At 70.2% G+C, this 21828-nt stretch carries 17 protein-coding genes; 4 read left to right on the top strand and 13 right to left on the bottom strand.

Translation table 11 applies throughout. The annotated features are described in order from the left end of the window. Positions 1-36 precede the first annotated feature (36 nt). From ACEI37_RS03220 to ACEI37_RS03195, 6 genes are read right to left on the bottom strand one after another with little or no spacing between them, the layout of a single operon-like run. On the bottom strand, positions 37-1074 hold the full coding sequence (locus ACEI37_RS03220; RefSeq protein ID WP_373377301.1) for a chemotaxis response regulator protein-glutamate methylesterase: 1038 nt from the start codon (positions 1072-1074) through the stop codon (positions 37-39). Further along, on the bottom strand, positions 1071-3368 hold the full coding sequence (locus ACEI37_RS03215) for a hybrid sensor histidine kinase/response regulator (RefSeq protein WP_373377300.1): 2298 nt from the start codon (positions 3366-3368) through the stop codon (positions 1071-1073). The genes ACEI37_RS03220 and ACEI37_RS03215 overlap by 4 nt, the downstream gene beginning before the upstream one ends. Then, on the bottom strand, positions 3365-4093 hold the full coding sequence (locus ACEI37_RS03210) for a chemotaxis protein CheW (protein WP_373377299.1): 729 nt from the start codon (positions 4091-4093) through the stop codon (positions 3365-3367). Before ACEI37_RS03210 ends, ACEI37_RS03215 begins: the two co-directional genes overlap by 4 nt. Continuing rightward, complete coding sequence (locus ACEI37_RS03205; RefSeq protein WP_373377298.1) at positions 4086-5381, bottom strand: CheR family methyltransferase; 1296 nt, start codon at positions 5379-5381, stop codon at positions 4086-4088. The genes ACEI37_RS03210 and ACEI37_RS03205 overlap by 8 nt, the downstream gene beginning before the upstream one ends. Next, entirely contained in the window at positions 5378-5851 is a 474-nt protein-coding gene (locus tag ACEI37_RS03200) for a chemotaxis protein CheW (protein ID WP_373377297.1), read from the bottom strand. Before ACEI37_RS03200 ends, ACEI37_RS03205 begins: the two co-directional genes overlap by 4 nt. A gap of 39 nt (positions 5852-5890) precedes the next feature. Beyond that, positions 5891-7585: a methyl-accepting chemotaxis protein gene (locus ACEI37_RS03195; RefSeq protein WP_373377296.1), complete on the bottom strand. Its 1695-nt coding sequence runs from the start codon at positions 7583-7585 to the stop codon at positions 5891-5893. A gap of 208 nt (positions 7586-7793) precedes the next feature. Here ACEI37_RS03195 and ACEI37_RS03190 point away from each other — a divergent pair, with 208 nt between their 5' ends. Then, positions 7794-9122: a putative bifunctional diguanylate cyclase/phosphodiesterase gene (locus tag ACEI37_RS03190; protein ID WP_373377706.1), complete on the top strand. Its 1329-nt coding sequence runs from the start codon at positions 7794-7796 to the stop codon at positions 9120-9122. A gap of 275 nt (positions 9123-9397) precedes the next feature. Continuing rightward, positions 9398-12097 (top strand): DUF6600 domain-containing protein, encoded by a 2700-nt coding sequence (locus tag ACEI37_RS03185; RefSeq protein WP_373377295.1) that lies wholly within the window; start codon positions 9398-9400, stop codon positions 12095-12097. 89 nt (positions 12098-12186) lie between these two features. Here the strand turns inward: ACEI37_RS03185 and ACEI37_RS03180 are convergent, their stop codons facing one another. The 6 genes from ACEI37_RS03180 to ACEI37_RS03155 form a co-directional block, all read right to left on the bottom strand. Continuing rightward, on the bottom strand, positions 12187-13359 hold the full coding sequence (locus tag ACEI37_RS03180) for an ABC transporter substrate-binding protein (RefSeq protein ID WP_373377294.1): 1173 nt from the start codon (positions 13357-13359) through the stop codon (positions 12187-12189). A gap of 123 nt (positions 13360-13482) precedes the next feature. After that, the gene (locus ACEI37_RS03175; RefSeq protein WP_062803471.1) at positions 13483-14190 is read right to left on the bottom strand and encodes an ABC transporter ATP-binding protein; all 708 of its coding nucleotides are present in this window, start codon (positions 14188-14190) and stop codon (positions 13483-13485) included. Further along, the gene (locus ACEI37_RS03170) at positions 14177-14941 is read right to left on the bottom strand and encodes an ABC transporter ATP-binding protein (protein ID WP_012356559.1); all 765 of its coding nucleotides are present in this window, start codon (positions 14939-14941) and stop codon (positions 14177-14179) included. The genes ACEI37_RS03175 and ACEI37_RS03170 overlap by 14 nt, the downstream gene beginning before the upstream one ends. Beyond that, positions 14934-15977 (bottom strand): branched-chain amino acid ABC transporter permease, encoded by a 1044-nt coding sequence (locus tag ACEI37_RS03165; protein WP_373377293.1) that lies wholly within the window; start codon positions 15975-15977, stop codon positions 14934-14936. Before ACEI37_RS03165 ends, ACEI37_RS03170 begins: the two co-directional genes overlap by 8 nt. Positions 15978-15987: 10 nt before the next feature. Continuing rightward, the gene (locus ACEI37_RS03160) at positions 15988-16851 is read right to left on the bottom strand and encodes a branched-chain amino acid ABC transporter permease (protein ID WP_025585314.1); all 864 of its coding nucleotides are present in this window, start codon (positions 16849-16851) and stop codon (positions 15988-15990) included. A gap of 111 nt (positions 16852-16962) precedes the next feature. Further along, positions 16963-17094, bottom strand: a complete 132-nt coding sequence (locus tag ACEI37_RS03155; protein WP_373377292.1) for a hypothetical protein — start codon at positions 17092-17094, stop codon at positions 16963-16965. A 373-nt stretch (positions 17095-17467) separates the two neighbouring features. On the opposite strand from ACEI37_RS03155, the gene ACEI37_RS03150 reads away from it, so the two are divergent. Together ACEI37_RS03150 and ACEI37_RS03145 are read left to right on the top strand one after the other, a co-directional pair. After that, entirely contained in the window at positions 17468-18547 is a 1080-nt protein-coding gene (locus ACEI37_RS03150) for a glycosyltransferase family 4 protein (RefSeq protein ID WP_373377291.1), read from the top strand. A gap of 32 nt (positions 18548-18579) precedes the next feature. Next, a complete protein-coding gene (locus ACEI37_RS03145) occupies positions 18580-20790 on the top strand; it encodes a glycogen debranching N-terminal domain-containing protein (RefSeq protein ID WP_373377290.1) in 2211 nt (736 codons plus the stop codon). Positions 20791-20838: 48 nt separating this feature from the next. Here ACEI37_RS03145 and ACEI37_RS03140 read toward each other — a convergent pair whose 3' ends face one another. Further along, the gene (locus ACEI37_RS03140; RefSeq protein ID WP_373377289.1) at positions 20839-21789 is read right to left on the bottom strand and encodes a LysR family transcriptional regulator; all 951 of its coding nucleotides are present in this window, start codon (positions 21787-21789) and stop codon (positions 20839-20841) included. Positions 21790-21828 lie beyond the last annotated feature (39 nt).

Genomic DNA, 21828 nt, shown 5'->3' with positions numbered 1-21828 from the left:
GCGGTCCCGGCGCGGCCTGGGACCGGTTGCATTCTTTCAGACGGGCGGCGCAGGCCAGGTCAGTGCCGCCGGGCCGCACGCCTGCACCAGCCGCGGCGCGATGCGCGGCAGCGGCAGGATCTCGGCGGCGGCGCCGAGCGCGGCGGCGGCCTTGGGCATGCCGTACACGGCGCTGGTGGCGCGGTCCTGGGCGATGGTCAGGAAGCCGCGGTCGCGCATGGCCTTCAGGCCCAGCGCGCCGTCGCGCCCCATGCCGGTGAGCAGCACGCCGACCACGTCGCCGCGCCAGTGTTCCACCACGCTTTCGAAGAACACATCGATGGAGGGGCGGTAAAGGTAGTCGCAGGGTTGTTCGGTGTAGGCCAGCCGGCTCGGGCTGGCCAGGCGCAGGTGGTCGTTGGTGCCGGCCAGCAGCACGGTGCCGGCCTGCGGGGTCTCGCCGGCGCGGGCGATGCGCACCGGCAGCGCGCACTGTCCGTCGAGCCAGTCGGCCATGCCGGCGGCAAAGGCCTCGTCGACATGCTGCACGGTGACCACCGCGGCGCCGAAGTCCGCCGGCAGCGCGCCCAGCAGCGCGGCCAGCGCGGCCGGGCCGCCGGCCGAGGCCCCGATCGCCACCAGCCGCGCCGCGCTGACCGCGCGCGGCGCCACCGCCAGCGCGTGCTGCGGTGCCACCCGTCCCGCCAGCAGGCGCGCGATATTGCGCAGCTTGCGCAGCAGCGGCCCGGCGGCAAGCTGCGCATCGGCCTCGGCCAGCGTGGGGGTGTCGACCGCGTCGATGGCGCCATGGCCCATGGCATCGAACACCTGCGTGGCGTTGCGGCCCAGGTCCATGGTCACCACCACGATGGCGCAGGGGGTGGCGGCCATGATCCGGCGCGTGGCCTCGACGCCGTCCATGACCGGCATCAGCAGGTCCATCAGGATCAGGTCCGGGGTCTGGTGCGCGGCCATCTGCACCGCCTGGGCGCCGTCGCCGGCAATCCACGCGATCTCGAACGACGGATCCAGCGCCAGCGCGCGGCGCAGCGCGGCGACCGCGAGCGTTGAATCATTGACGATGCCGATTTTCATGGACGTGCCTCGCCGATCAGGTCCTGGACCGCGTCGAGCAACGCGGCGTCGTGGAAACTGCCCTTGGCCAGATAATAGTCCGCGCCGGCCTCCAGGCCGCGCTGGCGGTCCTGTTCGCGGTCCTTGTACGACACCACCATCACCGGCAGCTGGCGCAGCGCCGCGTCCTGGCGGATGCGCCGCACCAGTTCGATGCCGTCCATGCGCGGCATGTCGATGTCGGTGATGACCAGGTCGAAGGTCTCGGCGCGCAGCACGTTCCAGCCGTCCATGCCGTCGACCGCCACCGTCACGTCATAGCCGCGTCCGGCCAGCAGCTTGCGCTGCAGCTCGCGCACCGTCAGCGAGTCGTCCACCACCAGCACCCGGCGCGCGCGCGCCTGCGCGCTCGTCGCCGCGCCCTGGCGCACGCCTTCGATGCTGCCTTCGGACACCAGCTTCTCGACCGAGCGGATCATGTCCTCGACATCGAAGATCAGCACCGGCGTGCCGTCGTCAGTCAGGCTGCCGGCCGCGATGTCGCGGATCTTGCCCAGTGCCGCGGGCAGCGGCTGCACCACCAGCAGGCGTTCGCCGAGCATGCGGTCGACCGCGATGCCATAGGTGCGCTCGCCCTCGCCGATGACCACCACCGGGACTTGCTCGTGCGCCGGCGCGTCGGCGCCTGCCCGCTGCAGCACCTGTGCCGCGCTGACCAGGCCGATGGCGCGGCCTTCTTGGCGGAAGTGCTGGTGGCCTTCGGTCTGTTCGATCTCGCCGCGCGCCACCGAGGTCGCGCGCAGCACGCGGCCCAGCGGGAAGGCATAGGCTTCGCCGGCCACGTCCACCAGCAGCGTGCGCACCACCGACAGCGTCAGCGGCAGCTCCAGGCTGAAGTGCAGTCCGTGGCCCGGCTGCTGCGTCAGGCGCAGGCTGCCCCGCACGCGGCGCACCATCTCCTGCACCGCGTCGAGGCCGACGCCGCGCCCGGAGATCTCGGAGACGGTATCGCGCATGCTGAAGCCCGGCAGCAGCAGGAAGTCGAGCAGCTCTGCCTGCGACAGCCGCGCCGCCGTGTCCTCGGAGGCCAGCCGCCGCCGCACGATGGCGCGCCGCAGCGCTTCCAGGTCGACCCCGGCGCCATCGTCGGAGATCTCGATCTGCAGCCGGCCGGCGTTGTGGCGCGCGTGCAGCGTCACCACGCCCTCCGGTGGCTTGCCTTGCGCTGCGCGCACCGCCGGCGCCTCGATGCCATGGTCGACGGCATTGCGCAGCAGGTGAGCCAGCGGCGCATCGAGCGCCTCGAGAATGTCGCGGTCGACCTGCGTGCCGGCGCCGGACAGTTCCAGGTGCACGGACTTGCCCAGCGAGCGCCCCAAGTCGCGAACCATGCGCGTGTAGCCCGCCAGGCCGTCGGACAGCGGACGCATGCGCGAGGCCAGCGCGCTGTCGTAGAGCCGGCGCGCCAGCCGCGTGGCGCGATGGTCGTACTGTTCGAACTCGTCCAGCCGCGCCGCCAGCTGCTGATGCCCATCGTCGAGCAGCTGGCGCAGTTCGGCCAGCGCCGCCTGCGCTGCCGACAGCGCCTGCGCGCCGTCGCCATCCTGCGTTTCGCGCAAGGCCTGCTGCAGCGTGTCGGCCGCGCGCAGCGCGCGCGCCTGCTGGCGCCGCGCCTTCTGCAGCGATGCGCCGAATGGCCGCAGCCAGTGCGATTCGACCATGGCCTCGCCCGACAGCGCCAGCAGCTGGTCCAGCGCATCGGCATTGATGCGCAGCATGCGCTCGTGGCCGTCTGCGGCCGCGGCCAGCGTGCCGGTCGGCGCCGGAGGCACCGGCTCGGGTGCCGACGGAGGCCGCGGGGCCGCCACGGGCGCCGGCGCGTCCGGTGCCGCGGGCTGGGCCGTAACGCCGCCGCCGTCGAGCGAGCTCAGCCGCTGCACCACCGCGTCGATCTCGGCGCGGCCGGCCTGCTCGGACCAGTCCGGGTCGCCGCCGGGCGGATGGCCGATGCGCAGCAGCAGGTCGGTGCCCTGCAGCAGCGCATCGATATGCGCGGCGGCCAGCGGCATGCCGCCCTGCGCGGCGACCAGGCAGTCTTCCATCGCATGCGCCAGCCGCACGCCGCCATCGAGCCCGACGATACGGGCCGCGCCCTTGAGCGAGTGAGCCGCGCGCATGCACGCCTCCAGCTGCTCGGGCGCGCCCGGGTTGCGCTCCAGCGCGAGCAGGCCGGCGTTGAGGATCTCGGCCTGCGCGTCGGCTTCGAGCGCAAACAGCTCCAGCAGCGAGGCGTCGCGCAGTTGTTCGGGGTTCATGCCAGGCTCCGTGCCAGCGCCTGGCGTACCTGCGCGGCGTCTAGCAGGCCGACGCTGCGGCCCTGGTCGAGAAACAGCGCCTGCGTATAGCGGGCCGAGCCCCGTGCCAGCGTGGCGGGCAGCGGCTGCAACGCGGCGCGCCGCACGCGCACGATGCCGGCGATCTCGGCCACCGGCAGGGCGATCGCGGCGCGGCCTTGTCCAAGGATCAGGAAGCGGCTGCCCGCGGCATCGAGCTCGGCCTGCGCGGCGCCCGTGTCGAACAGGTGCGCCAGCGACAGGCAGGCCAGCAGGTTGCCGCGCACCGCGGCCAGTCCCAGCACGGCGGCATCGCGACGGTGGGGCAGCGAATGGACCGGGCACGGCGCGGTGACTTCGCCCAGCGTGGCGGTGGGCAGCGCCAGCCATTCATCGCCGATGCGGAATACCAGGCAGGCCAGCGCGCTGGCGTCGTGCGCATTGTCGTTGCCGCTGCCGTTGCCATTTTCGTCGGCCGCGCTGGCGAGGTCGGCAGCATCCGGCAGTTCCTGCAGGGCCTGGTCCAGCTGCTGGGCCTCCAGCAACATTGCGGCGGCCTGTGCGTAGGTCGGGCAGTTGCGGCAATGCGCGTGCTCGGCCAGCGCCGGGCAGCTGCCGTCGCCGCGCACGCCGATGCGTCGCCAGCAGTCGTCCACGCCTGCGGCGCGCACCATGGTGGCAAAGGGATGGGCCCGGGTCTCAGCCATGGTGCTTGCGGGTGTGGCGCTGCGCGCGCTGGCGCAGGCGCGTGGCGCCGTCGTGGTCGCCTTCGGTGTCCAGTAGCGCGGCCAGGTGATACAGGCTTTCCTGGTGCGACGGATCCAGGTACAGCGCCTTGCGGTAGGCTGCGTGCGCCTGGGCGGTGCGGCCGGCGGCGTCGTGCAGCACGCCGAGCATGCCATAGGCATCGGCCAGCGCGGTGCCATCGGCATCCGGTGCGGCGCGGTCGAGCAGCGCCAGGCAGGCGGCGGTGGCCGCGTCCAGTTCGCCGCGGTCGGCCATGGCAGCGATGGCGGCCAGCGCGTCGGCATGCGCGCCGCCCGCAGGCCTTGCGGCCGGTGCTGCGGTCGGCGCGGGCGCGCGCACCACCGGCGGACGCAGGGTCGCTGGCGGACGCGGCAGCCGGGGCGGCGCGGCCATGCGTGGCGGCTGGGTGGCGTGGACCGGCGGGTGGGACGGAGGCCGCGCGCGCGGCGCCGCGGCCACTGGCTTGCGGAAGGCAAAGGACTGCGGAATGCCGACCGGCTCCAGGCCCTGTGCGCTCAGCACGCTGGCTTCGGCCGGCCCGACGAAGAGCAGGCCGTCGGCCATGGTCAGGCGCACCAGCGTCTGCACCGCCTGGCGTTGCCCGGCGGCGTCGAAATAGATCAGCAGGTTGCGGCAGAACACGAAGTCATAGGGCGCTTCGCCCGCCAGCAGGCCTGGCTCGACCAGGTTACCCTGCAGCAGCCGCACCTGCGCGCGCACGCGCGCGTCCAGCACGTAGCCCGTGGGCGTGGAGGTGAAATAGCGGTCGCGGAAGTCGAGCGGCGCGCTGCGGAAGGCATTGGCGTTGTAGTGCGCCTGGCGCGCACGCGCCAGCGCGCGCGCGCTGATGTCGACCGCATCGATATAGAAGCGCCCCGGCGGCACGCCGGCATCGAGCAGCGCCATGGCGATCGAATACGGCTCTTCGCCGGTGGAGCAGGGCAGGCTCAGCAGCCGCAGCGTGCGCCGGCCGTCGGCAAAGGCGCGCTCGGCGGCAAAGCGGCCCAGCGCCAGCAGGGCTTCGCGGTGCCGGAAGAACCAGGTCTCCGGCACCACCACGGCCTCGATCAGCGCCTGGAATTCGTCGGCGGTGCCCTGCAGCAACTGCCAGTAGGCCTCGGTATCGGGCGCTTGCCGCGCTTGCTGGCGCTCGCGCACGGCGCGCGCCACCGCGCCGCTGCCGATGGCGCCGGCATCGAGCCCGATGCGAGCCTTGAGCAGCGCTTCGATATGCGCGGCGGTGCTCACGCGGCCTCCCCGGCGGCATCGGCGAACAGCATGGCATGGACGTCGTCCGGCAGCAGGGCGCCGACCCTGACCCATTGCACCAGCCCGCGCGCGTCATGCCGCACCGGACCGAGATAGCGCGGACTGGCGCCGGCGATGCCGGCATCGACAAACGACTCCACCGGGCAGCGCAGGGTCTGGGTGGCGGCCTCCAGGCGCAGGCCGAGCAGCCGCACCGGTTCGCTTTCATCGCGGCGGTAATGGACCAGCACCGTGCGCGTGCTGGTGCGCAGCGCGGCGGGCACGCCAGTGGCAAGCGCGGGCAGGTCGATCACCGGCACCGACCGGCCGCGCCGCTGCATCAGTCCCGCCACCCACGCCGGCGCGCCGGGAATCTGCTTCAGGCGCGTCAGCGGCAGCACCTCGGCCACCTCGGCGGCATCGAGCGCGTAGTGGTCGGCGCCAAGGCGGAACAGCAGGAAAAGTTTCATGGCGGCGGCGCGCGACGGCCCGGTGCGGGAACCGGCGGCCTAGACCTTGAAGCGCGACACGCCGCTGCGCAGGTCGTTCGCGACCAGCGTCAGCTCGTCGATCGCCTGGCTCGACTGGCGCAGCGATTCCACGGTCTGCTGCGCGGCCTCGGACAACTGCATCAGCGCCTGGTTGATCTGTTCGGCGCCGCCGGCCTGGGCCTGCATGCCTTCATTGACCATCTGCACGCGCGGCGCGAGCGACTGCACCTGGGCGATGATCTGCGACAGCTGGTCGCCCACCTGCGTGACCTCGGACATGCCGCGGCGCACTTCCTCCGAGAACTTGTCCATGCCCATCACGCCGGCCGATACCGCCGACTGGATCTCGCGCACCATCTGCTCGATGTCGTAGGTGGCGACCGCGGTCTGGTCGGCCAGGCGGCGGATCTCGGTGGCCACCACGGCGAAGCCGCGGCCGTATTCGCCGGCCTTTTCGGCCTCGATCGCGGCGTTCAGCGACAGCAGGTTGGTCTGGTCGGCCACCTTGGCGATGGTGGTCACCACCTGGTTGATATTGCCGGCCTTCTCGTTGAGCGTGGCCAGCTTGGCGTTGACCGAGCCGGCGGCATCCATCACATGCTGCATGGTGCCTTCCATGCGCGACAGCCCGACCTGCCCGGTGCCCGCCAGCCCCGCGGCCTGCCCGGCGGCGCTCGACACTTCGTCGATGGTGCGCACCAGGTCGCGCGCGGTGGCCGAGATCTCGCGCGAGGTCGCGCCGATCTGCGTGGTAGTGGCGGCGGTCTCGGTGGCGGTGGCCTGCTGCTGGCGCGCGGTCGCTGCGATCTCGTTGACCGAGGTGGTGACCTGGATCGCGGTGCGCTGGGCCTGGCCCACCAGCGAGGTCAACTCGCCGGTCATCTGGTTGAAGCCTTCCTCCACTTCCTGGAATTCGTCCTTGCGGCGCAACGCCATGCGCAGGCGCAGGTCGCCGGCGCGGATGCCGGCCAGCAGGCCGACGATCGACTGCATCGGCACCGTGATCGCGCGCAGCAGCAGGTAGCCGCACACCAGCGCCACCACCACCGCCACGATCAGCGCCGCCTCGATGCCGATCTTCGCGGCATTGACGGCATCGTCGATGCCCTGCGCGGCGCGCGCGTTGACGGCGCTGTTGTCGTCCACCAGGTGCTGGGTCGCCTTGCGCGCGTCGAGCCAGCGCTCATGGGCCTCGCCGCGCAGCGCCGCCGCGGCGGCGGCGCTGTTCCAGTCGCCCTGGTGCGACAGGACCTGGGCCGCCTGTTCGTAGCGCGCGCGCAGGTCGCGATAGGCCTGGAAGGCGGCCCGGTCCTCGTCGCGGGTGATTGAGGATTCGTACTGCTGCTCGAGCTTGTCCAGGCGGCTGGCCGCCTCCTGGCCCTGCTGCTGGAAGCGGCGCCGCTCGTTCTCGCTGGTGGCGTTGATGGTCTGCCAGGCCAGCACGTAGCGCTCGCCCCAGACGCCGCGGATGCCGGTGCTGTAGTTCAGTCCGGGCAACGCGTCACGCAGCATCAGCGCGGTTTCGCGCTCGATCGCGACCAGGCGGGTATAGGCGACTACGCCCATCAGGGCCATGACCAGCAGGATCAGCGAAAAGCTAGCCAGGATGCGCGTGCGGATGGTCCATTCATTCACGGTGAGATCCCGGTGATGTTCTTGTTCAGGGCGAGGCCGGTGCCGGAAAGGCGGGCCGCGGGGACGCAGTGGGACCATGCGGCGGGCGGGGGCGGCCCCGATGCGCGGTAGGGTACTGTATGCGGCCGCCCGATTCAACGCGCAGCAGGGTCCCGGCAGGGGCGGCGTTGCGCCGGCGCCTAGGGGTTTAGGCGTGTATCGGAACTGCTTGATTTTTTCCAAGTTTTCGTCACACTTGCTAAATTGCTAGCGGGTAACAATGTCGACAATTACAGATGGGGCAGGGATGGTGGCCAAGTCGGGGGCGAAGTCGGCTGGCGCCTCGCCAGGCTCGGATCTCGATCCGCTGACCGGCGTTGACAATCGCCAGGGCTTTCTGAAGCGGCTGGAGGCACGCCTGCATAGCGAGGCTGTGCCGCGCTGCGCATTGCTGCTGATCGGCATTGACGACTTCCGCGCCTTCAACGACATGCATGGCCATGCCGAAGGCGACATCATCCTGCAGCGCGTGGCCCGCCGCCTGCGCGATGCCTCGCCCCGCGACGCCGTCATCGGCCGCATCGGCAGCGATGAATTCGGCGTGCTGCTGCCCTCCATTGCCGATCCCACGCTGGTGCGCCACGTCAGCGCCGCGATCCTGTCGATGCTGTCCTCCCCCCACGAACATGCCGGGCGCCGCCACCACGTGCTGGCCAGCATCGGCGCGTGCGTCGCGCCCGCGGCCGGCGAACAGGCGTCGGACATGCTGGCGGCGGCCAGCCTGGCGCTGGCGCGGGCCAAGCACGACGGCGGCCGCACCATCCGCTTCTTCAAGCCGCAGATGCGCTCGGACGTGACCACGCGGCTGTCGCTGGTGCAGGCCCTGCACGAAGCCTATGCCCAGCGCCAGTTCGAGCTGCTGTACCAGCCCCAGGTCGACCTGCGCGACGGGCGTGTCCATGGCGCCGAGGCACTGATGCGCTGGCGCCATCCCACCCGGGGGCTGCTGTCGCCGGCCGCCTTCATTGACGCGCTGGCCGGCAGCAGCATCGCCAGCGATGTCGGCATGTGGCTGCTGCAAACGGCCAGCGCCCAGGCGCGTGCCTGGGCGCTGGCCTTTCCGCGGCCGCCGCGCGTGGCGATCAACCTGTTCGCGGCCCAGCTGGCCGAAAGCCGGCTGCTGACCGAGGTGCGCCACGTACTGCGGGCGCTGGAGCTGGCGCCCGACTGCCTCGAGATCGAGATCACCGAGACCATCGCCCTGCAGCAGGGCGACGAGGTCTCGGACCAGCTGCAGGCGCTGCGCCGCGACGGCATCACGCTGACCTGCGATGACTTCGGCACCGGCTATGCCTCCCTCAGCTTCCTGAAGTCGTTCCCGGTGGACCGGCTCAAGATCGACCAGTCCTTTATCCGCAACGTGACCGAAGACCCGGTCGACGCCGCCATCGTGCGCTCGGTGATCAACGTGGGTGCCAGTCTGCACATCGGCGTGGTGGCCGAAGGCGTGGAAACCCCCGAGCAGCGCGATTTCCTGCTCGCCAACGGTTGCCATGAGGCGCAGGGCTACCTGTACGGGCGCCCGATGCCGTCCGAGCGCCTGACCGAGCTGCTGCGCCAGCAATCCGGCCGCTGAGCGGCATCCGGCCCGGACACCCTCTGTCCGGCGCACCGAAGTTGTTTCTACCTTTGACCGCCAACGGGCCCTGGTCAGGGCGGTGCCGCCCGCCGGCCCGCCCGCAGCCTGCCGCGAGGCCGCGCGGCCCAGGCGCCTGGAGAAATACGAGCTTACAAACTGTGCCGCGCCAAACGCGCCGCCGCATCCGGGGCCATGTATGGTGACAATAGGGTGGCCGCCGGCGTGGGCCGGCCTGCCCGCCGACCCGTGTCGGGTCCCGCTCCTGCCCTTCCATGCCTGATCCCTTTCAATCCGCTGGCCGCTATCCAGGCCGTCTTGGCGGCCGGCTGGCGCTGACCGCGCTGGCGGCCGCAGCCGGCCTTGCCGTGGCGGCTGCTGCACTGGCGCAGGTGCCCGCCGCGCCGGGCCAACCCTACCTCGATGCCCCGGTGGCCGACGCCGCGCAGCAGCAGGCCGATCCTTCCTCGCGCATCGCCACGCTGACCGCGGTCGACGGCAACCTGAGCTTCGCGCCCGCTGGCTCGGACGCCTGGGCCGCGGCCGGGCTGAACCGGCCGGTCACCACCGGTGACCGGCTCTGGCTGGAGCCGGGCGGACGCGCCGAACTGCACGCCGGCACGGTGGCGCTGCGCATGGGCGGCGCCACCGCCGCCAGCATCCTGAACCTCGACGACAGCACCACCCAGGTCAAGCTGACCCAGGGCACGCTGCAGGTGCGCGTGCGCGCGTTGCCGCCGGGCCAGACCGTCGAGATCGATACCCCCAACCTGGCCTTCGTGCCGCGCGAGCCCGGCGACTACCGGCTGGACGTGGCGCCCGACGGCAGCACCACCACCGTGACCCTGCGCCATGGCAGCGCGGTGGTCTACGGCGACAGCCGCACCATCGAGCTGCAGCGCGGCGACCGCATGCGCTTTGCCGGCACCGACCTGGCCGATGCGGGCGGCGGCGCGGTGCCCGAAGACGCGTTCGACCGCTGGACCGCGGCGCGCGACGCGCGCGAGGACGCTTCGCAGTCGGCGCGCTATGTGCCGCGCGAGATGCCGGGCTACGCCGCGCTGGACGGCTATGGCGACTGGCAGGAAGACCCGGGCTACGGCGCGATCTGGTTCCCGCGCGTGGTCAGCGCGGGATGGGTGCCGTACAGCGCCGGCCACTGGGCCTGGATCGCGCCGTGGGGCTGGACCTGGATCGACGACGCGCCGTGGGGCTTCGCGCCGTCGCATTACGGCCGCTGGGCTTATGTGGGCTCGCGCTGGGGCTGGGTCCCCGGGCCGCGTGTGCGCCCGTGCTATGCGCCGGCGCTGGTCGCCTTCGTCGGCGCCGCCGGACCGAACTGGAGCGTGCGCGTGGGCAGCGGCCCGGGCGTGGCCTGGTATCCGCTGGGGCCGCGCGACGCCTACCGGCCGGTCTATCGCGCCAGCCCGACCTACGTCGCCCGCATCAACCGGGTTACGGTCAATAACTTCGTGATGGGCGACCGCCGCCCGCCGCCCTACGCCAACCGCAACGTGCCCGGTGCCATTACCGGCATGCCGGCGCGCAACTTTGTCGAGGGACGGCCGGCGCGCGGCCTGCACCGCCCCGAATGGCGCAACCTGCCGGCGGGCGAGGCCCACGGCGCGCCGCCGGTGGCGCCGGTCAAGGGCAGCCTGGTAGGCGCGGCGCCGCTGCGACCGCTGCCGCCGCAGGCGCGCCATGGCTTCGAACGCCAGGCCATCGCCGCGCGCGCGCCGGGCCGGCCGGCCACGGAAGACCTGGCCCGGCGCTTTGCGCGCGAGGGCGGGGTCGTGCCCGGGGCCGGCCCGGCCTGGCGCGGCGGCAACGAACGCCGGCCCGGCCGCGACGCACGGCCGGTGCCGGACGTGCGCATGAGCCAGGCCGCTATCGCATCGCGCGACCACGCTCCGGTCCAGCCGCGCCCCGGGCGTATCGATGCCGACGGCGACGGCCGCGCGGATCGCAACGATGCGCAGGCCCGGGGCGAGCCGTGGCGCGGCCCGGGCCGCGGCCAGAGCACCCGGCCCGACGAGGCGCGCGGCTTTGCCGGGCAGCCGGGGGTGCCGGGGGATGCCCAGCGGCAGCAACAGGGCATGCAGCGCGAACAGCAGCGCCAGCAGATCGAGCAGCAGCGCGCGCTGCGCGAGCAGCAACGGCAGCTGGAAGAGCAACGCCAGCAGCGCACGCCGCCGCGCCAGTGGGCCGATGGGCAGGAACGCCCGGATCCGGCGCGGCAATCGCAGGAGATGCAGCGCCAGCGCTTCGAACAGCAGCGCCAGAGCCAGGAAGCGCAGCAGCGCCAGGCCGAACAGCAGCCGCGGCAGATGCAGGAGCAGCAGCGCGCGATGCAGGAGCAGCAGCGCCAGCAAGCCATGCAGCGGCAGGCGGACCAGCAGCGCCAGATGCAGGATCAGCAGCGCGCGGTGCAAGAGCAGCAGCGCCAGCAGGCCATGCAGCGGCAAGCGGACCAACAGCGGCAGATGCAGGATCAGCAGCGCGCGGCGCAGGAGCAGCAGCGGCAGCAGGCCATGCAGCGGCAAGCCGAGCAGCAGCGCCAGATGCAGGACCAGCAGCGCGCGGTGCAGGAGCAGCAACGGCAGCAGGCCATGCAGCGCCAGGCCGAGCAGCAGCGCCATATGCAGGAGCAGCAACGGGCCATGCAGGAGCAGCAGCGCCAGCAAGCCATGCAGCGGCAGGCCGAACAGCAGCAGCGCCATATGCAAGGGCAACAACGCGCGATGCAGGAGCAGCAGCGGGCGATGCATGAGCAGCAGCGCCAGCAGGCCATGCAGCGCCAGGCCGAACAGCAGCAACGGCAGATGCACGAGCAGCAGCGGCAGATGCAGGAGCGCCAGCGCCAGCAAATGGATCAGCAGCGCCAGCAGCAACAGCAGCAACAGCAGCAGCAACGCGCGCAGCAGGAGCGTGGCCAGATGGAGGCGCGCCAGGGCCGCGACGGCGATCGCCGCTAGTCACGCCCGACCGCCGCAATGAAAAACCCCGGCATGCCTCGCGGCATGCCGGGGTTTGCGCTGGCGCGGTACCGGCCGCGTGTCCCGCTTTACTTCGCCAGTTCCGACAAGCGGACTTGCGAGATCTTGCCGTTCTGCACCCAGCCGACTACGGTGTCGGCCATCGAGCCGCCCTTGGCGTCGATGCCGTCGACTTCGTTGGGATTGACCTCCTTGGCCAGGCCCTTGACCGCATCCGGCATCTTCGCGCGGATCGCCGCGGCGTCGCTGGCGGTGCCGGCCAGCTTCATCGCCCCGGCCAGCGCATACACCATGGTGTAGTTCAGCGACATCTCGGTGGTGGCATCGCGCCCGTCGTGCAGCTTCTTGTACCGGGCGTTGAAGGCCTGCGCGGCGGGGCGGCTGTCATTGACCAGCGGCAGCACCCCGATCGAGCCCTCCAGCATGCCCAGGCCGTTGGTGACGCGGGCCATCTCGTCCATCTTGGCCTGGTCCATCACGATAAAGCCGCCCTTGAAGCCCAGCTCGCGCGCCTGCTTGACCACCAGCGCGGTCGGCTCCGACGGGCCGCCGACGAACATGACGTCCGGCTTCTCGCTGATGGCGCGCGACACGCCGCTGTAGAAGTCGGTGGCCTTGGTGTACGACATCGGGTTGTTCGCCACCACCTTGCCGCCGGCGGCTTCCCACGCCGGCAGGAAGGCCTGCACCCAGGCCTTGGCGTAGTCGTGGTCGGCCGGGGCCAAGGCCACGTTCTTGCCATAGCGCTTCATCTGCGCCTTGATGAACGGCTCGATATAGCCCGTATAGGCCGGCGGGATGCGGATGGTCAGCTTGTTGCCGGCATCGGTGATGCGCGGCACGCTGGAGTAGGCCATCACCAGGAATTTCTCCTGCTCGTTGAAGGCCTGCAGCGCGAAGATGCCGCCCGAATGCGGCACGAACACCGCCGGGGTCTTGTGCTGCTGCACCAGGCGGCGCCCGTTGATGGCGGCCTCGGCGGGCGAGTACTTGTCGTCCAGCGCCACCACCTCCAGCTTGACCTTCTTGCCCTTGACCTCCAGGCCCGAGGCGTTGATTTCGTCCACCGCCATCTGCACGCCCGACAGCACGTTCTTGCCATACAGCGCGGCGCCGCCGGAAAGCGGGCCGGTGTAGCCGATCTTGACCACTTCCTGCGCCAGCGCGGCGCCCGAGGCCAGCATCGCGGCCACGGCGGTGGCGGCCAGCGGGAAGATGCGGCGCATGAGGTTGTTTTGCATGGTGTTGTCTCCTGAAAGTACTGCGCTTTGTTTGTTCCGCGGCCCGTGTCGACCGCTTGTTTTCTCCCCTCTCCCGCTTGCGGGAGAGGGAGTACCCAATCGGGATGGATAAGTCCGTTGCTCTTATCCTCCGATATACGCCTTGCGAATCCCCTCATCCTTCAACAGCGCATCGCGATCCCCCTCCATCACGATCCTGCCGCTCTCGATCACATACGCGCGATGCGCGATCCCCAGCGCCGCATAGGCGTTTTGCTCCGCCAGCAGCACCGTGGTGCCCGCGCGATTGATGCGCTGGATGATTTCGAACATCTGCTTGACCACCAGCGGCGCCAGCCCCAGCGACGGTTCGTCCAGCAGCAGCGCGCGCGGGCGGCTCATCAGCGCACGTCCCAGCGCTACCATCTGCTGCTGCCCGCCGGACAGCGAGCCGGCCGCATCGTCTTTTTTCTGCCGCAGGATCGGGAATAGTTCATAGACCTCGTCCAGCGTCTTGCGGATGCCAGCGCCGTCGCGCCGGTGCACATACGCGCCCAGCACCAGGTTCTTCTCCACGCTCATGGCCGGGAACAGCTTGCGGCCCTCGGGGCAATGCACCAGTCCCGCTTGCACGATCTGCGAGGGCTTCATGCCGGACAGTTCGCGTCCGTCGAAGCGCATGCTGCCGCCACTGATGCGGTGGATCGCGCTCATCGCCAGGAAGATCGAGCTCTTGCCGGCGCCGTTGGCGCCGAGCAGCACCACCAGCTCGCCGGCGCCGGCGTGCAGGGTGATGTTGTCGAGGGCGCGGAAGCTGCCGTACGACAGCGAGACGCGTTCAAGCTGCAACATGGTCGGCTCCCAGGTAGGCCTCGATGACATGCGGATCCTGCTGGATCTGCGCGGGCGTGCCTTCGGCAATCTTTTCACCGTAGTTCAGCACCATGATCTTGTCGGCCAGCCGCATGATCATGTCCATCTTGTGTTCGATCAGGCAGACCGTCTTGCCATGGCGCACCATCTTGCGGATCAGCTCGGCCAGGCCGACGGTTTCTTCCGGGTTGACGCCGCCGGCGGGTTCGTCGAGCAGCAGCAGTTCGGGGTCAGTGGCCAGCGCCAGCGCGAACGCCACGCGCTTGCGCGCCTCCTGCGTGATGTCGGCGGCGACCTCGTGCGCCAGGTGCGACAGGCCGACGAAGTCCAGCGCGGCTTCGGCCTTGTCGCGGCACAGCCGCTCTTCCTCGCGCAGGCGGCGGGTGTTGAACAGCACGTCGCCCAGGCCGGAACGGGTGCGCAGCCGGTGGCCGACGATCAGGTTGTCGAGCACGGTGGCGCGGTCGAACAGGGCCGTGGCCTGGAAGGTGCGGGCCACGCCCAGGCGCGCGATCTGGTCGGCGCGCAGGCCGGCCACGTCCTGGCCCTTGAACAGGATCTGGCCGGAGGAGGGCGCATGGGTGCCCGCGACCAGGTTGAAGAAGGTGGTCTTGCCGGCGCCGTTGGGGCCGATGATGGCGTTGATATGGCCCTGCTCGAAGGTCACCGAGACATCGTGCACCGCGGTCAGGCCGCCGAATTTCTTGGTCAGGTTGCGAATCTCAAGCATGGTCGGCTCCGGCGCGGGTGGTCGGTACAGAGGCGGCGTTGGTCGCGGCGTTGCTCGCGGCAGCGGGCTGGGCCAGCTTGCCGCGCCGCTCGGCGGCGGCCTTGCGCGCCTGCTTTTTCAGGTAAGAACCGACGATGCCGTCGGGCACGAAGATGATCAGCAGCACCAGCACCGGGCCGAACACCAGCATGCGGTAGTCCTGCATGAACTGCAGCGACTGCGTGATCCACGGCACCAGCACCGCGCCCAGCAGCGGCCCGAACAGCGTGCCGATGCCGCCCACCAGCATCGACATCACCATGTCGAAGGTCAGGTCGGTGCGGGCGATGTCCGGGCCCAGGAAGCGCACCTGTCCGGCGTACAGCGCGCCCGCAAAGCCGGCATAGCCCACCGACAGCACGAACGACAGCACCTTGGTGCGCATCAGGTTGATGCCCAGCGCCTCCGCCAGCGCGTCGCTGTTGCGCACGGCCATGAAGCTGCGCCCCAGCAGCGAGGTGACGATGCGGTGCATCAGGAATACGCCGACCGCCAGGAAGGCCAGCACCAGGTAATACTGCGCCTGCACGCTGTCGAAGCTGAGCGGCCCGATCGCCGCCGGCACCGGGATGCCGATAAGACCCACGGTGCCGTGCGTCAGGCTTTCCCACTTTTCGATCAGCAGGTAGATGATGTAGCCCACGCACATGGTGAAGATCGAGAAGTAATGGCCCTTCAGGCGCAGCGACACCACGCCGACCACATAGCCCAGCACCATGCAGATCACACCGGCCAGCACGAAGGCCAGCCAGAACGGCACCTGGTGGTCCACGGTCAGGATCCCCAGCGTATAGGCGCCGATGGCCATGAAGCCGCCGTGCGCCAGATTCAACTGGCCGGTATAGCCGGTGATCAGGTTCAGCCCGAGCGTGGCGATGGCATAGATGAAGGCCAGCGTCATCACGGTCAGGTAGTAGCTGTTGGGCGTGACCAGCGGGAACGCGATGGCCAGCGCCAGCAACAGCATCCAGCCGGTCTTTCCTTGCAGTGCTTTCATGTCGTACTCCTCAGGCTGCCTTGCCGGCAAACAGGCCCTGCGGCCGGATCGACAGGATCACCACCAGTAGCACGAAGGCGATGATGTCCTTGTAGTCGGTGGAAACGTAGAAGCCGCCGAAGCTCTCGGCCATGCCGATGATCAGCCCGCCGACGATGGCGCCGGGGATGCTGCCCATGCCGCCGAGGATGATGATGACGAAGGCCTTGGTGATCACCAGGTTGCCCATGCTCGGGTAGACCAGGTTGATCGGCGCGTACAGCGTGGCGGCGATCGCGGCCAGCGCGCCGGAGATGGCGAACACCAGCAGGGTCACGCGCGTGGCGTCGATGCCGACCAGCGCCGCGCCTTCGCGGTTCTGCGCCATCGCCATGATGGTGGCGCCGGTCATGGTGCGGGTCAGGAACAGGTGCAGCAGCACCATCAGCGCAAAGGCGGCGCCGATGATCAGCAGGCGCTGCAGCGGCGCGGTCAGGCCGAACACGTCGACGATCTGCCCGTACGGCGTGGGCATGCGGTGGAAGTCCGCGCCCCACAGCGCCTGCGCGCCGGCTTCCAGGAACAGCAGGATGCCAATGGCGGCGATCATGTCGTGCAGCTCGGGCGAATTGCGCAGGGGGTGGAACACCAGCCGGTCGGCCAGCATCGACAGCACCGCCACCACCAGCGCCGCGCCCAGCATCGCCAGCCAGTAATTCACGCCCAGCGCGGTCATCAGGTAGTACGACACATAGGCGCCGGCCATGTAGAAGGCGCCGTGCGCAAAATTCGGCACGTGCAGGATGCCGTAGACCAGCGTCAGGCCAAGCGCGACCAGGCTGTACACGCCGCCCAGCGTCAGGCCGTTCAGGATCTGTTGAAGGAACAATGCCACGGGGGTACCTCTTGCGGTTCGGGAAAGCAGGCACGCGCCGGCGATGGCCGTGCGTGTTCCGTCGCGGCGGCGCCAGGCGCGGCCGCGCAGGTGAAACTCGGGCGCAGTAGGTCAGGCCGGCGGCAGCGCGGGCTGTCGTGCCGGAATGCGTGCGACGGTGCGTGCGTCGTTGCGCGGGGGCGCCGAGTCCACGTGCGGGACCAGGCGATGGCGATGCGCAATGCGGTGCTGCGGATACTGCATGGCGGTGTCTCCTGTGCGATGCGGCGCGATGGCCGCCCGGCAAGCCGGACGGCATTGCCGCCCGGTGACGCCGTGTCGGGAAAGCGTTCCCGCACGATCGTTCGTTTTCGCCGACTTTTGCATAGGCGCGCGGGCACCGTCAAGGAAAGCGGCTCGCTATTCCGCACCGCGAAATAGCAGCGGCCGTGCCTCCGGGTAAGCCCTGACGGGCAGGGCCGCCATCATCGCTGCGCTACATGGTTTCCATGCCGCGCCTGCATGGTCCGGACCAGCTTGAAAAAGCCCCCGCCGCTTTCTATGGTGCCTTCATCAGCCCCAGGCACTGTCGCGGCAATCCACCCTGCAGTTTGCTGATAACCAGGGGGGAGAGCCGATGAAGATTGCGCAGATTGCACCACTCGCCGAGCGCTGCCCGCCCAGCCTGTATGGCGGCACCGAGCGCATCGTTTCGTACCTGACGGAAGAACTGGTTCGCCAGGGCCACGAGGTCACGCTGTTCGCCAGCGGCGACTCGGTCACCGGCGCCGAGCTGGTGCCGTGCTGCGACATGGCACTGCGCCTCGATGCGGACGTCGGCGACCATCTGCCTTACTACGTGATGATGCTGGACCGCGTAATGGCTGCCGCCGCGCGCTTCGATGTCCTGCATTTCCATATCGACATGCTGCAATGCCCGCTGCTGCGGCGCCTGCCGGTGCGCGCGCTGACCACCTTGCACGGCCGACTGGACCTGCCGGAGCTGCAGCCCTTCTATGCGCATTTCCCGCAATTCCCGCTGGTGTCGGTCTCCGACGCGCAGCGCGCGCCGATGCCGCCGGTGAACTGGGTGGGCACGGTACACCACGGCATCCCGGCGACGCTGCTGGACTACTGCGCCAATCCGGCGGGCGACTACCTGGCATTCCTTGGCCGCATCTCGCCGGAAAAGCGCCCCGACCATGCCATCGAGGTAGCGGCGCGCGCGGGTTTGCCGCTGAAGATGGCGGCCAAGGTCGACCGGGTCGACCGCACTTACTGGCAGGAAGTGATCCGCCCGCTGGTGGCGGCGCATGCCGAAGTCGAATACATCGGTGAAATCGACGAGTCGGCGAAGTCGGCGTTCCTGGGCAATGCGCGCGCGCTGCTGTTCCCGATCGCGTGGCCCGAGCCGTTCGGCCTGGTGATGATCGAGGCCATGGCGTGCGGCACGCCGGTGATTGCGTTCGATTGCGGTTCGGTGCCGGAGGTGATCGAGCCGGGCATCAGCGGCTATATCGTGCACAGCGTCGATGAAGCGGTGGCTGCCGTCGCCAGCGTGGCCACGCTGCCGCGCGCCGGCGTGCGTGCCGCGTTCGAAGCGCGCTTTACCGCGGAGCGGATGGCGCGCGACTACGTGCGCATTTACCAGGGCTTGCCGAACCCCGGCGACGCCGGCCAGGCACATGGCGAGGCCGACGGACTGGCGCTCGCATAACCGCACACGACCACTGCTGGAGAGACCCCCTCATGCCTGCAGAATCCACGGAACATCCCAACCGCTCGGTGGCGGTCGCCGGCGCCGGCGACGTCGCGCAGTTCTATATCCCGGCGGCGGCGTCGCTGCAGGAGCGGCGCCCGCGCACGCTCAAGCATGGCGACACCTTCGCGCTGTTCGACCATAACGGCGATGCGATCGGTGCGCCGGGCAGCCCGGAGGGGCTGTTCCATTTCGACACGCGCCACCTGTCCTTCCTGCGGCTGACGGTGGAAGGGCAGCGCCCGATGCTGCTGTCGTCAACGCTGCGCGACGACAATGCCGCGCTGACCTGCGACCTGACCAATCCGGACCTGTTCGACCAGGAAGGCGCGCTGTGGCTGGAGCACGACCTGATCCACCTGCGCCGCTCGCGCTTCCTGTGGAACGGCGCGTGCTATGAACGGCTGAGCGTGCGCAATTTCGATGACCGGCCGCGGCGCGTGTGCATCGACATCGCTTTCGATGCGGACTTTGCCGACCTGTTCGAAGTGCGCGGCACGCAGCGGCTGAGGCGCGGCACCATGCACCCGCCGCAAGTCGACGGCGCCGCGGTCACGCTGAGCTATACCGGCCTGGATCAGGCGCGGCGCGAAACCCGGCTCTCGTTCGACCCGGTGCCGCAGGCGCTGAGCGGCAGCCGCGCCAGCTTCACGCTGCTGCTCAAGCCGTCGTGCATGCAGTTGCTGCGCATGGAGATCCGCTGCAAGTCGGTGGACCATGAGGAGCGCGAGGCCCAGTCCTTTCTCGGCGCGCTGCTGCAGTCGAGGCGCGAGCTGCGGCGCTCGTCCGGGCGCGCGGCGTCGATCACCACCTCGAACGAGCTGTTCAACGAAGTCGCGCGGCGCAGCATCTCCGACCTGTACATGCTGCTGACCAACACCGTGCACGGACCTTACCCGTATGCCGGCATCCCGTGGTTCAGCACGGTATTCGGCCGGGATGCGCTGATCACCGCGTTGCAGACGCTATGGCTGGATCCCGAGATCGCGCGCGGCGTGCTGCAGTACCTCGCCGCGATGCAGGCGGAGGCCGTCGACCCCGGCGCCGATGCCGAGCCCGGCAAGATCCTGCACGAGATGCGCCATGGAGAAATGGCGCGCCTGGGCGAGGTGCCGTTCGCGCTCTACTACGGCAGCGTCGATGCCACGCCGCTGTTCGTGCTGCTGGCCGGCGCCTACCTGCGGCGCACCGGCGATGTCGACACCGTGCGCGCGCTGTGGCCCAGGCTGCAGGCCGCGCTGGACTGGATCAGCGAATACGGCGACCGCGACGGCGACGGGTTCGTCGAATACGGCCGCCAGTCGCCGGAAGGCCTGATCAACCAGGGCTGGAAGGACAGCCGCGATTCGGTGTTCCACGAGGACGGGCGGCTCGCCGCCGGCCCGATCGCGCTGGCCGAGGTCCAGGCCTACACCTATGGCGCCTGGCAGGCCGCGGCGCAGATTCGCGCGGCGCTGGACGACAGCGAAGGCGCCGCCCGCTATGCCGCCCGGGCGGAAGTGCTGCGCGACGCCTTTGACAAGCACTTCTATGACCCTGCGCTGGGCACTTACGTGCTGGCGCTGGATGGCAAGAAGCAGCCGTGCCGCATCCGCGCGTCCAACGCGGGCCATACGCTGTTTACCGGCATCGCGCTGCCGGAGCGCGTGCCGTCGGTCGTGGGCACGCTGATGCAGAGTACGTCGTTCTGTGGCTGGGGTATCCGTACCGTCGCCGCGGACGCCGCGCGTTTCAACCCGATGAGCTACCACAACGGCTCAGTCTGGCCGCACGACAATGCCCTAATCGCGGCAGGCATGGCGCGCTACGGCTACCACCCCGAAGCCAGCCGCATTTTCGAGGGCCTGTTCGCGGCATCCAGCTATATCGACCTGCGCCGCCTGCCGGAACTGTTCTGCGGCTTCGCGCGCCAGCGCAGCCAGGGGCCAACCTTCTATCCGGTGGCGTGCGCGCCGCAGGCCTGGGCCGCGGCCGCGCCGCTGCTGATGCTGCAGGCCTGCCTGGGGCTGGATTTCGACACCCAGGAGCCGGCGATCACGTTCGAGAACCCGTCGCTGCCGCCGTTCCTGGACGAGGTGGTGTTCCGCAACCTCGGCGTCGGCGGCGGCAGCGCCGACGTCGCGGTGCGGCGTTCCGGCGAGCGCGTGGTGGTCGACGTGCTGGAGAGGCGCGGGCCGGTGCGGGTGTTGACGCGGAATTGATGCCTGGCCGCGAGCGAGCGCGGGCCTTGCCCGGGCGCCTGCCGCAGACTAGGTGAGGTCTGCCGACAGCGCGCGCAGGCAGGCCACCAGCGCTGCCACCACGTCGTCTTCCACTGGCTGGCGCCGCCACATCACGCCCACCGGCGGCAGGTCCCAGCTCAGCGCATGCGGCAGCGCCACCGCGCCCCTGGCCTCGACCAGTTCGTTAGCGACCGCCCTGGGCACAATGGTCGTTGCTGCCGGATGCCTGCGCATCAGCGTGGCCATGGTCTTGATCGAATAGGTCTCGACCATCGGCGTCGGCTGCGCCACGCCCGCGACCGCGAAGATGGTGTTGATGGTGCGCCGGATCGGCGTGTTGGGCGGCGGCAGGATCCAGTCGCGTTCGGCCAGCCGGTGCCAGTCGAGCGCGCCGCGCGCCAGCCGCGACGCGGCTGCGGTGGGCACGACCAGTGCCGGTTCTTCGCGATACAGCGGCTGCTGCACGATGTCCGCGCCCGGCGCAAAGAAGGTGCGCGCGATAACGCAGTCCAGCTCATGGTCGCGCAGCGCGCTGACCAGCTCGTCGGTGGTGCCTTCGCGCACCAGCACCGACACCCGCGGGGTCTGCGCCAGGCCGAAAGTGCAGGCCGTATCGAGCACGCCGCGGCTGATGTAGGGAATCACGCCCAGGCGCAGCCGGCCCGACAGGCCCGCTTCGATCGCCGCCAGTTCGCGCCCCAGCGCATCGGCATCGGCCAGTGTCAGCCGCGCGTGCGCCAGCACCGCCAGGCCGGTGGGCGTGGGTTCCAGTCCGCGCCGGGTGCGGGTGAACAGCGGCACCATGAAGATGTCTTCGATCTCGCGCAGGGTCTTGGTGACGGCGGGCTGCGACAGGTTGAGCTCGGCCGCGACGCGCGACACCGAACGCTGCCGCGCCAGCTCGAGCAGCAGCGGCAGGTGGCGCAGGCGCAGCCGCGATACCAGGTTGTGGACCAGCTTGTCGGGGGCGATGGACACGGGGGGCGCGCCGGGGGCGGGCGCGATGACGGAATTACC

The organism is Cupriavidus nantongensis (genome assembly GCF_041726985.1).
GTDB lineage: Bacteria > Pseudomonadota > Gammaproteobacteria > Burkholderiales > Burkholderiaceae > Cupriavidus > Cupriavidus nantongensis_A.
This window is presented reverse-complemented; position numbering and strand designations above follow the sequence as displayed.